Source organism: Streptomyces sparsogenes (genome assembly GCF_001704635.1).
Classification (GTDB): domain Bacteria; phylum Actinomycetota; class Actinomycetes; order Streptomycetales; family Streptomycetaceae; genus Streptomyces; species Streptomyces sparsogenes.
The window spans coordinates 142,014-154,988 of the sequence record NZ_MAXF01000020.1; the positions used below are offsets into that span (position 1 = coordinate 142,014).

Annotated in this window: 9 protein-coding genes and 1 pseudogene; 3 read left to right on the forward strand and 7 right to left on the reverse strand. The window is 74.6% G+C overall.

The window, feature by feature from the left end; translation table 11 throughout:
• Positions 1-79 precede the first annotated feature (79 nt).
• Entirely contained in the window at positions 80-373 is a 294-nt protein-coding gene (locus tag BBH68_RS03700; RefSeq protein ID WP_065958786.1) for a hypothetical protein, read from the forward strand.
• Between the two features lie 206 nt (positions 374-579).
• On the opposite strand, the gene BBH68_RS03705 is transcribed toward BBH68_RS03700, so the two are convergent.
• From BBH68_RS03705 to BBH68_RS03715, 3 genes are read right to left on the reverse strand one after another with little or no spacing between them, the layout of a single operon-like run.
• Positions 580-1,674, reverse strand: coding sequence for a prenyltransferase/squalene oxidase repeat-containing protein (locus BBH68_RS03705; RefSeq protein WP_065958787.1), 1,095 nt, complete (start codon positions 1,672-1,674; stop codon positions 580-582).
• Positions 1,674-2,408, reverse strand: coding sequence for a class I SAM-dependent methyltransferase (locus tag BBH68_RS03710; RefSeq protein WP_065958788.1), 735 nt, complete (start codon positions 2,406-2,408; stop codon positions 1,674-1,676). The genes BBH68_RS03705 and BBH68_RS03710 overlap by 1 nt, the downstream gene beginning before the upstream one ends.
• A 39-nt stretch (positions 2,409-2,447) precedes the next feature.
• Positions 2,448-3,944: a glycosyltransferase family 4 protein gene (locus tag BBH68_RS03715; RefSeq protein WP_425428765.1), complete on the reverse strand. Its 1,497-nt coding sequence runs from the start codon at positions 3,942-3,944 to the stop codon at positions 2,448-2,450.
• Positions 3,945-4,309: 365 nt separating this feature from the next.
• On the opposite strand from BBH68_RS03715, the gene BBH68_RS03720 reads away from it, so the two are divergent.
• Both BBH68_RS03720 and BBH68_RS38925 read left to right on the forward strand, forming a co-directional pair.
• Positions 4,310-4,921: a TetR family transcriptional regulator gene (locus BBH68_RS03720; RefSeq protein ID WP_065958832.1), complete on the forward strand. Its 612-nt coding sequence runs from the start codon at positions 4,310-4,312 to the stop codon at positions 4,919-4,921.
• A 318-nt stretch (positions 4,922-5,239) separates the two neighbouring features.
• Positions 5,240-5,698 (forward strand): annotated as a pseudogene (locus BBH68_RS38925) (response regulator transcription factor); the annotation flags it as partial.
• Here BBH68_RS38925 and BBH68_RS44215 read toward each other — a convergent pair.
• The 4 genes from BBH68_RS44215 to lanKC form a co-directional block, all read right to left on the reverse strand.
• Positions 5,624-7,645, reverse strand: coding sequence for an ATP-binding cassette domain-containing protein (locus BBH68_RS44215; RefSeq protein ID WP_065958789.1), 2,022 nt, complete (start codon positions 7,643-7,645; stop codon positions 5,624-5,626). The pseudogene BBH68_RS38925 and the gene BBH68_RS44215 sit on opposite strands and share 75 nt — an antisense overlap.
• Positions 7,646-7,742: 97 nt before the next feature.
• Positions 7,743-9,698, reverse strand: coding sequence for an ABC transporter ATP-binding protein (locus tag BBH68_RS03730; RefSeq protein WP_065958790.1), 1,956 nt, complete (start codon positions 9,696-9,698; stop codon positions 7,743-7,745).
• 196 nt (positions 9,699-9,894) lie between these two features.
• Positions 9,895-10,029 (reverse strand): SapB/AmfS family lanthipeptide, encoded by a 135-nt coding sequence (locus tag BBH68_RS40445; RefSeq protein ID WP_104531210.1) that lies wholly within the window; start codon positions 10,027-10,029, stop codon positions 9,895-9,897.
• A gap of 15 nt (positions 10,030-10,044) precedes the next feature.
• Complete coding sequence (lanKC, locus tag BBH68_RS03735) at positions 10,045-12,894, reverse strand: class III lanthionine synthetase LanKC (protein WP_065958791.1); 2,850 nt, start codon at positions 12,892-12,894, stop codon at positions 10,045-10,047.
• Between the last annotated feature and the right edge of the window lie 81 nt (positions 12,895-12,975).

The window sequence follows — 12,975 nt, forward strand, 5'->3', positions numbered from 1 at the left end:
CGCGCGGCCGCGGTCGGCTTCTCCGCGTTTGGCTCACTCCGCCGCGTTTGGCTTCGGGTGAGCGGGCAACCCGCCTGGCATGTCCCGAAGTTATCGCTACGGAAGCAATGAGGCGGCCCGGGTGGTGGCGATCGCGGCGGACGTGACCGCGGTCATCCTCGGGCTGTGGATCCTCTTCTCGCTCCTCGACGCCAACCGCGCGAACGACCTGGTGTCCTTCGTGCACGACGCCGCCCGGTGGCTGGCGAGCTGGTCGCACGACCTGTTCACCATGGACACCGACTGGCTGCGGACCGTGCTGAACTACGGTCTGCCCGCGCTCGTCTACCTGATCATCGGCCATGCGCTGGCCGCGCGCATCCGGCGCATCTAGGGTCTGTCGTCAAAGGGGGCGCCCGGCCGCGAGCGGCGTCTGGCGCAGGGGGCACCTCCCAGCGGTAGCTGGGGGAACATCGCAAGGCGGAGCATCGCCCTCGTACTGGGCGTACTTGGGCGATGCGACAACGCGGCGAGGTGCCGTGCCAGGCGTCGGGAGCAGGGCGCCCCCTTTGACGACAGGCCCTAGCACCAGCCGGGCGGCTACCCGCAGCAGTCCGAGTCCAGCCCGCGCGGCAGCCGCTCCCCGCCGAAGACCGCCGTGGTGGCCTCGTCCCCGCCGAGCGCGGCCACCGCCAGCAGCAGCGAGCCCGCGGTCCAGGTCGTGCGCTCCTCGGGCCAGATGGCGTCGTCCTCGAAGACGTACCCGGTCCAGTACATCCCGTCCTCCGCGCGCAGCGGGGGCTGGATCCACCGCAGTATGTCCACCGCCCGGTCCGACTCCCCCATCACCCACAGCGCGAGCGCCAGTTCGCAGCTCTCGCCGCCGGTGATCCAGGGGTTGGTGGACAGGCAGCGCACGCCCAGGCCGGGGACGACGAAGCGGTCCCAGCCCTCCTCGACCCGCTCCTTGGCGGCGGCGCCGGTGAGCGCCCCGCCGAGGATCGGGTAGTACCAGTCCATCGAGTAGTGGTCCTTGTTGAGGAACCGCTCGGGGTGGCGGCGTATCGCGTGCCCCAGCAGCCCGGCCGACAGCTCCCAGTCCGGCTGGGGCTCCTCCCGGTGCTCCGCGATGGCCAGGGCGCAGCGCAGCGCCTGGTAGACCGAGGAGGAGCCGGTGAGCAGCGCTTCGGTGGCCGCGGTGCCGTCGGCCTCGCGCCGCCAGCCGATCTGCCCGCCGGGCTGCTGGAGACCGAGGACGAACTCGACGGCGGCGAAGACGGTCGGCCACACGCGGTCCAGGAAGGCGTCGTCGCCGGTGGACAGGTAGTGGTGCCAGGCGCCGACGGCGACGTACGCGCAGAAGTTGGACTCCCGGGCGGGGTCGGCGGGGTGCGCGGTGTCCACCCCGGCGGCCGTGTCGGAGTAGGCGGCGCACCAGGAGCCGTCGGGGTTCTGGTGGCGGGCCAGCCAGTCGTACGCGGCCTCGGCGCGCTCCCGCTCGCCCGCCGCGTCCAGGGCCATCGCGGCCTCGATGTGGTCCCAGGGGTCGAGGTGGTGGCCGCGGAACCACGGGATGGCGCCGTCGTCGCGCTGGACGGCGGTGATGCCCGCGACGGTCCGCGCGGCCTCTTCCGCCGTCAGCACGCCGGGCAGGACGAGGCGTTCGGTGCGGCCGGGCCCGGGGCCGAAGGCCATCACGCCTCCCCCTGGGCGGGGGTGTGCGGCTTGGTCGCGTAGGCCACGAAGCTCTTGCCGACGAGCGGGTTCAGGGCCCGCTCGGCGAGCCGGGTGGCCAGGGGCTTCTTCATGATGTCCCACACCAGGAGCTTGTGGTACGCGCGCACGGGCAGGGCCTTGTCGTTGTCCACGCCGAAGGCGCACTTGAGCCACCAGTAGGGGCTGTGCAGCGCGTGGGCGTGGTGGGTGCCGTAGGGGCGCAGTCCGGCCTCGCGCATCTTGGCCAGGAGTTCGTCGGCGCGGTAGATGCGGATGTGGCCGCCCTCGACCTCGTGGTACGCGTCGGACAGCGCCCAGCAGACCTTCTCCGGCCCGTAGCGGGGGACGGTGACGGCGATCCGGCCGCCGGGCCGCAGCACCCGCACCATCTCGGCCAGCACGCCCTTGTCGTCGGGGATGTGCTCCATCACCTCGGAGATGATGACGACGTCGAAGCTGTCGTCGGGGAAGGGCAGGGCCAGCGCGTCGCCCTCCATGGCGGTGGCGGTGGCGCCCGCGGGGGCCTCGCCGGCCTCCTTCATGGCGGCGAACCACTTGGCGACTTCGCGGATCTCCTCGCCGTTGCGGTCCAGGGCGACGACCCGAGCGCCGCGCCGGTAACACTCGAAGGCGTGCCGGCCGGCGCCGCAGCCCAGGTCGAGGACGCGATCGCCGGGGGCGAGCGGGAAGCGGGAGAAATCGACGGTCAGCACGGTGATCTGCCTTCTGATCAGGGGCTTGGGGGCGGGGCTTCAGACGGGGCGGCGGGTGGTGCCGCGGGCGGCACCGCGTGCGGCGGGCCGGGCCCGGAGGGGGCCGGCCCCGGCCGCGATGGCCTCCCGGTACCGCTCGACCGTGCCGATCGCGGCCCGCTCCCAGGTGAAGCGCGCCAGGACCCGCTCGCGGCCCGCCGCGCCCAGCTTCCGGCGCAGCTCCGCGTCGCCCAGGAGCCGGGTGAGCGCGGCGGCGAGCGCGCCCGGGTCGCCGGGCGGCACCGCGAGGCAGGTCTCGCCGTCGGGCCCGGCGACCTCGGGGATCGCGCCGCCGGTGGTGGCGACCAGCGGGGTGCCGGTGGCCATGGCCTCGGCGGCGGGGAGCGAGAACCCCTCGTACAGGGAGGGCACACAGGCGATCTGCGCCCCGCGCACCAGGTCGACGAGTTCGGCGTCGCTGATGCCCTTGACGAAGTCGACGGCGCCCTCGACCCCGTACCGGGCCATGGCCTCGGCCACCGGCCCGGTCCCGGGACGCTTGCCGACGACGACCAGGTGGGCGTCCGGGTTCTCGGTCCGGACCTTCGCGAGCGCCTCCACGAGGTGGACCAGCCCCTTGAGGGGGACGTCCGCGCTGGAGGTGGTGACGATCCGGCCGGGCACCTCGGGCACGGCGGGGTCGGGGGAGAACAGCCGGGTGTCGGCGCCTATGTGCACGACGTGGACCCGGCTCGGGCGCACCCCGAGGTGGTCGACGATCTCCCGGCGGGAGGAGCCGGAGACGGTGAGTACGGAGGGCAGCCGGCGGGCCACCCGCTTCTGCATCCGGGTGAAGCCGTACCAGCGGCGCAGCGAGGCGCGGCGCTTCCAGTCGGGCGCGGCGTCCAACTCCAGCCGCCGGTCCACGGTGATGGGGTGGTGGATGGTGGTGACCAGCGGGAAGCCGACGCGGTCCAGGCCCAGCAGGCCGTAGCCGAGGGTCTGGTTGTCGTGGACGACGTCGAACTGGCCGCGGCGGGCGGCCAGATGGCGGCGGGCGCGCAGGCTGAAGGTCAGCGGCTCGGGGAAGCCGCCGGTCCACATGGTGGCGACCTCCAGGGCGTCGATCCAGTCGCGGTATTCCTCGCGGCGGGGCGTGCGGAAGGGGTCGGGCTGCCGGTAGAGGTCGAGGCTGGGCAGCTCGGTGAGGGTGACGCCCTCCTGCTCGTCGAGGACCGGGTACGGCTGGGCGCCGATGACCTCGACGGTGTGGCCGAGCCGGGCGAGTTCGCGGGAGAGGTGGCGTACGTAGACGCCCTGGCCACCGCAGAAAGGATTCCCCTTGTAGGTGAGCAGCGCGATCCGCAGCGGTCGGTCCGGATCCCCGCGGACGCCCGGGTCGGTATCCCCGTCGGTGGCCTTGTCGGTATCCCCGTCGGTGACCTCGCCGGTAGCCCCGTCGGTGACCTTGTCGGTATCCCCTTCGACTTCGACGGCGGCTGGAGGCGTGTCGGGAAGCGGTCCGGTCCCGGTCTCCTGCGCGGCCTCAGCGGTCACTCGCGCCCCCTCCTAGGTGCAGCTCTGCGGGAGCGTAACCGCTCGCGTTTCTCTAGAACAAGTTTCACTATCGGATCGCCCGAGAAGTCTCGAAGATACCTGGTCAGCGCACCGGCCCCGGCGCCGGGACGGGTGATCCGTACCACTTGACCGCAGGTCGGGGCATTCGGGCGGAGCGGGGGCGGTCGCGTCGATACTCGCCAGTAGACCTTTACCTGTCTCAACTGGGCAAACGCCGGTGTGGACGGCGGGCCGCCGCGCTAACCTAGAACGAGTTTCAGTGACCCGTCGGCGCTTTCCGCCCCGGCACGCGCGGTCGGCCGGCCGCCGGCGGATCACACATGTACCGCACCGAAGTGAGACAGATGACCGCAGAAGCCAAGCCTGCCTCCCTGCAGCTGACCGAGCGGCAGGAGGCGCGCCGCCGGCGGATCCTGCACGCCAGCGCCCGGCTGGCCAGCCGTGGCGGCTTCGACGCGGTGCAGATGCGCGAGGTCGCCGAGAACTCGGGCGTGGCCCTCGGCACGCTCTACCGCTACTTCCCCTCCAAGGTGCATCTGCTGGTGGCCACCATGCAGGACCAGCTCCAGCACATGCACGAGACGCTGCGCAAGCAGCCGCCGGCCGACGAGCAGCCGGCCGCCCGGGTCGCCCACACCCTCATGCGCGCCTTCCGGGCGCTCCAGCGCGAGCCCCATCTCGCGGACGCGATGGTCCGGGCCCTGACCTTCGCGGACCGCTCGGTGAGCCCGGAGGTGGACACCGTCTCCCGGCTCACCACCGCGATCATCCTCGACGCGATGGGGCTGGACGGGCCGCCGACGCCGGAGCAGCTCTCCGCCGTGCGCGTCATCGAGCACACCTGGCACTCGGCGCTCATCACCTGGCTGTCGGGGCGGGCCTCCATCGCCCAGGTGAAGATCGACATCGAGACGGTCTGCCGCCTCATCGACCTCACCGCGCCGCGCCGGCCGTGAGCGTCGCGCCGGCCGGGGGTGAGGGCCGGGGGCCGGGGGGTGAGGGTCGGGGGCCGGGGGCCGGTGCGGCGCGTCCGGGGCGCAGGAGGCGCGCGCCGGGGCGGACACGGGCGAACGAGCTGTTGCATGCGCCGGTGCGCCCCCCGTTGGCTCAATATGCGCGTTCATGACAGGGGCAACCCCGGTAGGCATCAACGACGCCCGGGACCGGGCGAACCGCACGGGTTGGAGGGACCGTACGTGATCCGCGTACTTCTGGTGCACGACTCCTGCTTGTTGAGATCGGCGTTGGCGGCACTGATCGAAGCCGAACCGGACATGGAGGTGACGACCACATCATGGTGTGACGCGCGGGGCCGAGTCCGCGCGACACGACCGCACGTATGCGTGGTGGACACGGACTGTCCGGGCTCCGGGAGAGCCACGAGAAGAGGGGAGTTAGGGAGGATATCCAGCGAGATATCGGGCAAGGACGGCCGGTGCGAGCTGCTGGTGCTGGCGGACGCGGAGCGGCCGGGCCCGCTGCGCCGCGCCCACGAGGCGCGGGCGCTCGGCTACATCGACCGGAACGCCCCGCCGGCCCGGCTGCTGGACGGCATCCGGCGCGTCGCGAACAAGGAGCGGTTCATCGACGACTCATTGGGCTATGGCTTTCTCCAGGCGGCCCGGATGCCGCTGACGGAGCGTGAACTGAGCGTGCTCTCACTCGCCGCCGAAGGCGCCTCGATCCCCGAGATCGCCCGCAGCCTGCATCTGTCCAACGGCACCATACGCAACTACATGGCCGCGATCACCCGTAAGACCGGGGCGCGCAACCGCGTGGACGCCATCCGTATCTCCCAGGGCGAGGGCTGGGTCTGAGGGCCCGGCGTCCGACCAGTTCCCCGCGAGATCGCGGTAGAGCGCCGAACTCTCCAACAGCTCGGCGTGACGGCCGCAGACCGTGTGCCGCCCGTCCATGACCAGCACGCGCTCGGCGCGCCGCGCCGAGCTGACGCGATGGGCGATCACGATCAGCGTGGTCCCGGGGCGCCGCGCGAAGGCCCGCTCCGCGCGGGCCTCGGCGGCCGGGTCGAGATGGCAGGTGGCCTCGTCGAGCAGCACGACGGGGGCGGGCGAGAGATAGGCGCGGGTGAGCGCGATCAACTGGCGCTCACCGGCGGACAGGGCGGCCGGGTCGACCTCGGCGTACGGCCCGCCGACCCGGGCCAGCAGCGCGTCGAGCCCCATGGCCTCGGCCGCCGCCGCCAGCTCGGCGTCCGTGGGGACCGGGGCCGGGCCCGCGTCCGTCCCCCCGCCCCTCACCGGGCACAGATAGCGGAGGTTGTCGGCGAGCGTGCCGGAGAAGACGTACGCCTCCTGGGGGATCAGCACCCGGGAGGCGGCCCGGGTCCCGGCCCGCGACGCGGCCTGCGACGCGGAGCCCGGCCCCCGTACGGGCTCCCCGCACACCCGGATCTCGCCCGAACGCGGCTCGAGCAGCCCCGCGATCAGCCCCGCCAGCGTGGACTTGCCGATCCCGCTCGGCCCGACCACGGCCAGATGCCCGCCGGCCGGGACGTCCAGGTCCAGGCCCTCGACGACGGGCGCGGCCCGGTCGCCGTACGCGAAGGTGACCGCGCGCAGTTCGACGGCGAGCGGAACGCCCCCCGCCGCGGCGCGGGGCGCCGTCCCGCGCGCCGGAGCATGCCCCGGCGCCGCCCCGCCCGGCGCCGGGCCCGCCGTAGCGGGAGCCCCGGCCTCCGCCCCCGCGTCCGCCCCGGCGTCCCGCGTCGGGGGGCCGATGAGGCGGCGTACGACGACCGCGAGGCGCGAGCCGCCCGTGCCGAGGGCCTGCATCAGGCTCTGGAGGGCGGGCAGCAGCGACTGCTGGAGGTAGGCCAGCGCGCCCACCAGCGCGCCCGTCGTGACCCCCCGCCCGAGCAGCCACGGGGCGGACACCAGCAGCAGCACGACGGGCAGCCGGCCGCCGAGCCCGGTGGCGAGCACGCGGACCACGCCCCAGCGGGCCAGGGAGCGTGCCGCCTGGTACTCGGCGTCGATCCGCTCGGCCGCGTCCGCCCCGACCGGCTCCTCCGCCCCGGCCGCGGTGATGTCCCGCAACCCGGAGGCGACGGCGCCCAGCGTTTCCGCGATGCGCTCGTCGGCCTCCAGGAACGCCTCCTGGCGGCGGGCCATCGGGCGCAGCGTCGCCAGGAACAGCGCCAGTCCGAGGAGGAGCGGGGGGAGGACGACGAGCAGCAGGACCGGGGCGAGCGAGAAGAGTCCGACCAGGGCGCCGGCCGCGACGAACACGAACGAGCGGGAGACCATGACCAGGCCCGCGAAGGTGTCGCGGGCGATCTCCACCTGGTGGGTGAGCCGGGACACCGCCGTCACGCCCCCGCCGCCACCGCCGGTGCCGTACGCGCCACCGCCACCGCCCGCGCCACCGCCACCGCCACCGCCACCGGCCCCACTGCCCGCGTCCCCGACGGCCCGCGCCACCACGCGCCGTACGAGCGCGTCGCGCAGGGGCTCGACGAGGTCGGCCATCGCGCGGTAGACGCGGCCGGTGCCGTACGCGCCGAGGGCCACCGCGAGCGCGGCGAGGCCCAGCCAGGCCAGCCCGGTGCCGCGCTGCCCCGCCAGGAATCCGTCGTCCAGCGCCCGGGCCAGCGCGTATCCGCCCAGGAACGTCTGCCCGGACTCCAGCACCGACCACACGGCGAGGCGCAGCAGCACACGGCGTCGCCCGCGCAGAAAGCGAATGCCCTGGGCATATGGCCCGGGCCTACCTCCGCGCGCCCCGGTGCGGCGGCCCTTTTGGGCCGGGCCGGTTTCAGCCACCTTGAACGCCCCCGTCCGTTTGCGCCTCCCGGGAAACCTCCGGCTCATCGGCCACCTCCGGCCCACTGGACATCTCCGGCCCACCGGCCACCTCCGGCCCACCGGACACCCGCGCCTCTCCGGATGCCTCCGGTACGTCCGGCGCGGCGAAAACCGCCCGGTACCCGGCCAGTTCCCACAGCTCGGCGTGGCTCCCCACCGCCCGTACGCGCCCGTCCTCCAGCCAGACCACCAGATCCGCGCGGGCCGCCGTCGCCGCGCGGTGGGCGACGATCACCCGGGTGCGGGGCCGGGCGCCGAGGAGGCGGCCGGACAGGGCCCGGGACACCCGCAGCTCGGTGACGGTGTCCAGGCTCGATGTGGCGTCGTCCAGGATCAGCAGCCGGCCGTCGTGGGCGAAGGCCCGGGCCAGGCCGAGGCGTTGGGTCTCGCCGCCCGACAGCGGTGCGTCCGCGCAGGGGGTGGCGTAGCCGTCGGGGAGCAGCCGTACGAAGTCGTCGGCGCAGGCCGCGCGCGCCGCCTCGGTGACCCGCCCGGGCAGCGGCGGGGCGGGGCCGAGCGCGATGGTCCCCCCGATCGTGCCGCCGAGCAGCGCCGGGCGTTCGAAGGCGTATCCGATGGCGCGGCGCAGCGCGTCGTGGCCGAGTTCGGGCAGCGGCACGTCGTCGAGCAGCACCTCGCCGCCGTCCGGGTCGGCGAGCCGCCCGGCGATCGCGGCCAGCGTCGACTTGCCGGAGCCGGAGCGGCCGACCACGGCGGCGCAGCTTCCGCCGGGCACCACCAGGTCCACGCCGCGCAGCACCGCGCGTCCGCCGCGCACCGCCTCGACGCCGCGCAGCTCCAGCGTCCCGTCCCCCGGCGGCAGCGGGCGCGTGCCGTACGCGGTGGCGGGCTCGGCGAGGACGGGGGCGAAGCGCAGGGCGGCGGTGCGGCTGCGCACCAGGCCGTTGAGGTGGCCGACCAGCATGCCGATGCCGGTGGCCAGCACGGCGTAGCGGGCGGCGGCGAGCAGGCCGCCGACGCTGAGCTGACCGGACGTCAGCCGCAGCCCCGCCACGGCGAGGACGGCGATCTGCAGGAGCGGGACGATCGCGGCCGCCCACGCGGCGGAGCGGCTCTGGACCTGCCACATGCGCCGTCCCTGGCGGCCGAGTTCGGGCAGTGGCGCGAGCACCCGCGTCCGCTCCCGGACGGCCGTTCCGGCCGCCGCGATGGTCCGCGCCCCGCCCAGCGCCTCGACGAGACGGCCCGCGATCTCGCCTTGGCTCTGCTGGTAGCGGGCGACGCTGTCGGTGGTGTCCCGGATGAAGGTGCGCAGCAGGACGGCGAGGAACGGCAGCCCGACCAGGAAGGCGAGGGCGAGCCACGGGTCGATGAGCGCCAGCGCGACCAGCCCGCCGACCGGGGTGACGACGGCGGCGAGCGCGGAGGCGAGCGCGGTGGGCGCGGCCCCGGCCTGCGCGGCGTTGCCCACGAGCCGGGTCACCAGGTCTCCGGGCGGGAGCCGCCGGCCCGCGCGCGGCCCGGCGGAGAGCGTGTGGCGCAGCAGGCGGCGGCGCAGCCAGGCGACACAGCGGGCGTTGGTGGTGCCGGTGAGCAGCGAGTCCAGCGCGTCCAGTACGACGAGCAGACAGGTGAGGCCGGCGCCGGCCAGCACCCAGCGTCGGGCCTCGGCGCCGTGGGGGGCGGCGAGCAGCAGGTCGAGGGCGTGGCCGAGGACGGCGGGGAGGGCGAGGCCGGCGGCGGCGGACGCGGTGGTGAGGCAGAACACGGCGGCCACGCGGCCGGCGCTGTGCCGCAACACCCCCCGCAACAGCCGGTCCCCCGCCCGGCCGGCGGCCTTCCCGGGCGCGGCGGGTGCCTCGGGCGCCTCGGCTGCGGTGGTGGCGCCGGGGGCCTCGGTGGCGTCGGTGGTGTCGGCGGCGTCGGTGGTGCTGGAAGGGGCCATGCGCGGCAGGTCCTCGACTCCTCGCGGGTGGGCTGGTTCGTCGGCCGCCCGGCCGGAGGCGGTCGGACCCGCGCCGGTCCGGAAGCCCGGCGCGGGACCGCGGCCCGGCGGGGCGGGCCCCGCCGGAGTGACGCCCGTGCGGGGACGCGGCCCCGGGCGGGTTTCCGCCGGGGCCGCGTCGCGCGGGACCGTCAGATCACAGGCACAGCAGCTGGCTGACCGCGCTGTTCTTGTCGCAGAGCAGCAGGCTCACGCTGCTCTCGCCGCCGCCACCGCCGCCGAAGCTCTCGGACTCCTCGGTCTCGAGCGTCTGGAGGTCGAGCAGAGTCATGTCTGTTCCTCTCTCTCAATTTCCCTGGGGATGGGTTTCCTTGATACGGCCCCCGTGCGTGGGAGCCGGTCCTTGGGGCCGCCGCAGGGGCGGCAGGAAGGGCAGGCCGACCGGTCCGTCGTGCGGCTGCCCGCAGGCCGCGCCGAGCGCGAGCAGACAGCCCGCGGTCCCGGTGGCCAGGTCCATGGAAAGGCGCATCATCTGCTCGCCGGGGAAGGCGAGGTGGCCCTCGTACGGCACGGCGTACCAGCCCAGGGCCTCGATCTGGGCGGCGAGCCGTTCGGGCGCGAGCCGCGGGGTGGTGGTGCGGCCGAGGTGCAGCACCATTCCGGCGCGTCCGTTGAACAGCCCCGGCTGGGCGTAGTAGCGCAGGGACGCCGCGGCCACGATGCCGGCGCGGGCCGCCTCGAAGTCCTCGTCGGCACGGTGGGCGAGCCAGCCGTCGAGGACCATCCCGATCCCGACGCTCCCCGCGCCCAGGTACGGCATGGTGCGGAAGCCCTCGTCGACGAGCAGGGCGCCGTGGCGGTCCGGGACGCAGCGGTCCAGGTCCTGGCGGAGCGCGGTGGCGGCGAGGTCGAGCAGCGCGGGGTCGCCGGAGTGTTCGTACAGCCGCAGGAAGAGCAGCGCCGGGCCGGTCGCGCCGTGCAGCAGCCCGGCCCGGTCGCCGGTCAGCCGGCGCCCGCCGGCGGCGTCCCCGCCCGGCCCGCCGCCGACAGCCCCGTCGAGTGCGTCCGCGAGCAGCCGCGCCGCCTCGTCGGCCCGCTCGCGCAGCCCGGCCTCGCCGGTCGCGCGGGCGAGGTGGTCGAGCGTCAGGCCGAGGCCGGCGAGTCCGCCGTGCAGGTCGGGGCCGAGCCGCTGCCACTTCTCGTCGAGGACCCGGGCGATGAGCTGCACCGCGCGGTCGGTGTGCCCGAGCCGCTCCAGGACGTACGCCACGCCCGCGAGCCCGTCGTAGAAGCCGAGCGGGGTGCCGCGCGGGGGCGGGGCGGTGTGCTTCAGCAGCCACTCCTCCCCCGCCTCGTACCGCCCCGCGCCGGTCAGGTCGAGCGCGTGGAGGACTCCTGCCGCCCCGTGCGCCACCCCGAGGCCGCCGCCGTCGGCGAACTGGCCGATGTCGCCGGGGAAGAGCCGGTCGTCGCGCTCGGGGGTGGCCGAGGAGCGGATGGCGCGGGCCATCGAGTCACGGCTGCGGGGCCAGTCGGCGGGGTCCACCGGCACGTACGACGCGCCGCCGCCCCTCACCACCCGGCCGCCACCCCTGGCCGCCGCGCCCGGGCCACCATGCGCGACCGCTCCCGCGCCCCCACCGCTCGCGACCGCTCCCGCGCCCCCACCAACCCGGACAGGCGATCCCTCGCCGCCGTGCTCCGCGCCCGCGATCACTTCCACCGCCTCGTCCAGGAAGGCCCGGTCGAGGGGGAACAGCGCGGCCGCCACCTCCGCCAGGTGCGCGGCCTTCCCGCGGTCCACCACCAGCAGCGTGGTCATCGGGACGAAGAGGGCGAGCCGCAGACACGCGAGGGCGTAGCGGTCCACCTCGAAGCCCCTGCGATCGGGCGGCGCGACGAAGCCGGGGTGGGCGATGGCCTGCCGCCGCCCCTCGCTGATGTGGGCGGCCGCCTCGAAGTCCAGCAGCATGACGGACGACTCGTCGGGGCTGACCATGATGTTGAACATGTGCAGGTCGTTGAAGACGACCCCGCGCCCGTGGACGGCCGCCACGGCCTCCTCGACCGCGCCGTGGATCCGCAGCGCCCAGCGGGTGTAGTCGGCGACGGCGGCCGGGTCCGGCTCGGCGGCCAGCAGCGGATGGCGCCTGGCGAAGAAGGAGTTGAGGGTGCGGCCCGCCACGTGGTCCATGACCAGGAAGCGGTGGTCGCCGAGGGTGAACCAGTCGCGTACCTCCGGCGCCACGCCCAGCCCCGACAGCCGCTCCAGCGCGGCCTTCTCCCGCTCCAGGCGGGTGACGGCGTCCGCCCCGTCGGAGGCGAGCCCCGCGTACGGGCGGGCCTCCTTGAGGACGACCTTCTCACCGCTGCGCGTGTCCGTCCCCACATACACCCCGCCGCCGTTGGAGAAGTGCAGCGCCTTCTCGATGCGGTACGGCAGGTCGGCGACCGTGGTGGCGTTGCGGGCGGCCAGCTGCGGCGCGAGGAAGTCGGGCAGCGTCACCCACTCGGGGATGTGGAAGGCCGGGTCGCGGCGGTCCGGGACGAGCTTGCCGGACGGGTCCTCGATGGCGGGCACGAGCGTGCCTCCGCCGGCCGTCTCATCGACGCAGTAGCGCTGTGCGAATCCGCCGTACCGCACATACAGCGGGCCGTCCTGCCAGCGCAGATCGGTCAGGATGTACGGGCCCGGCTCGCCCTCCAGCAGCTCGCCCAATTCCCGGAGAACGGTGTGGAGTTCCGCCTCGTCCGCCGGGTAGATGGTGGCGAACTTCCCGCTGGAGCCGCGTCCCGCGTATTTTGAGTTGCGCAGGTGAAGGGCGTGCGCGGTGGGCACGAATTTGAAGGGTATTTCCCGGGGCACGCAGTAGTCCCAGACCTTGGCGGCGGCCTTTTCCGCGTTGTCGAGGCAGGCCGAGACATGCACCTTCCAGCCCTGGGCGGGCCGGCCCGGCCGCGGAGTGCCGTCCGGCAGGACGGGGTTGACATGCAGCCAGTCCCCGGAGACGAAGGTCTTCCACCCTTCGGGGACGGCGCGCTGGGCGGCCTCGAAGAAGGCGTCGGAACTCGCCCCGGAGTTCGCGCCGGAGTTCGCGCCGGAACTCCCGTCGGCCCGGCGCCCCGCGGACAGTCGGTCGGGGGTCTCATAGAAATATCTGTCGGCTAGACAGAAGACCTCATACCTTTTGTCCATCGAGTCCCCCTCGGCGTGATGGGCTAGAGATTTCCACGCCACTACCGAGGGGAACAGTCACATCCGTCACGAAGAGACCGT

Bases quoted from the DNA above. Each gene is read 5' to 3' on its own strand.
- BBH68_RS03720 (WP_065958832.1), top strand. From the start codon at position 4,310: ATGACCGCAGAAGCCAAGCCTGCCTCCCTGCAGCTGACCGAGCGGCAG.
- BBH68_RS40445 (WP_104531210.1), bottom strand. From the start codon at position 10,029: ATGACTCTGCTCGACCTCCAGACGCTCGAGACCGAGGAGTCCGAGAGC.
- lanKC (WP_065958791.1), bottom strand. From the start codon at position 12,894: ATGGACAAAAGGTATGAGGTCTTCTGTCTAGCCGACAGATATTTCTAT.
- BBH68_RS03730 (WP_065958790.1), bottom strand. From the start codon at position 9,698: ATGGCCCCTTCCAGCACCACCGACGCCGCCGACACCACCGACGCCACC.
- BBH68_RS03705 (WP_065958787.1), bottom strand. From the start codon at position 1,674: ATGGCCTTCGGCCCCGGGCCCGGCCGCACCGAACGCCTCGTCCTGCCC.
- BBH68_RS03700 (WP_065958786.1), top strand. From the start codon at position 80: ATGTCCCGAAGTTATCGCTACGGAAGCAATGAGGCGGCCCGGGTGGTG.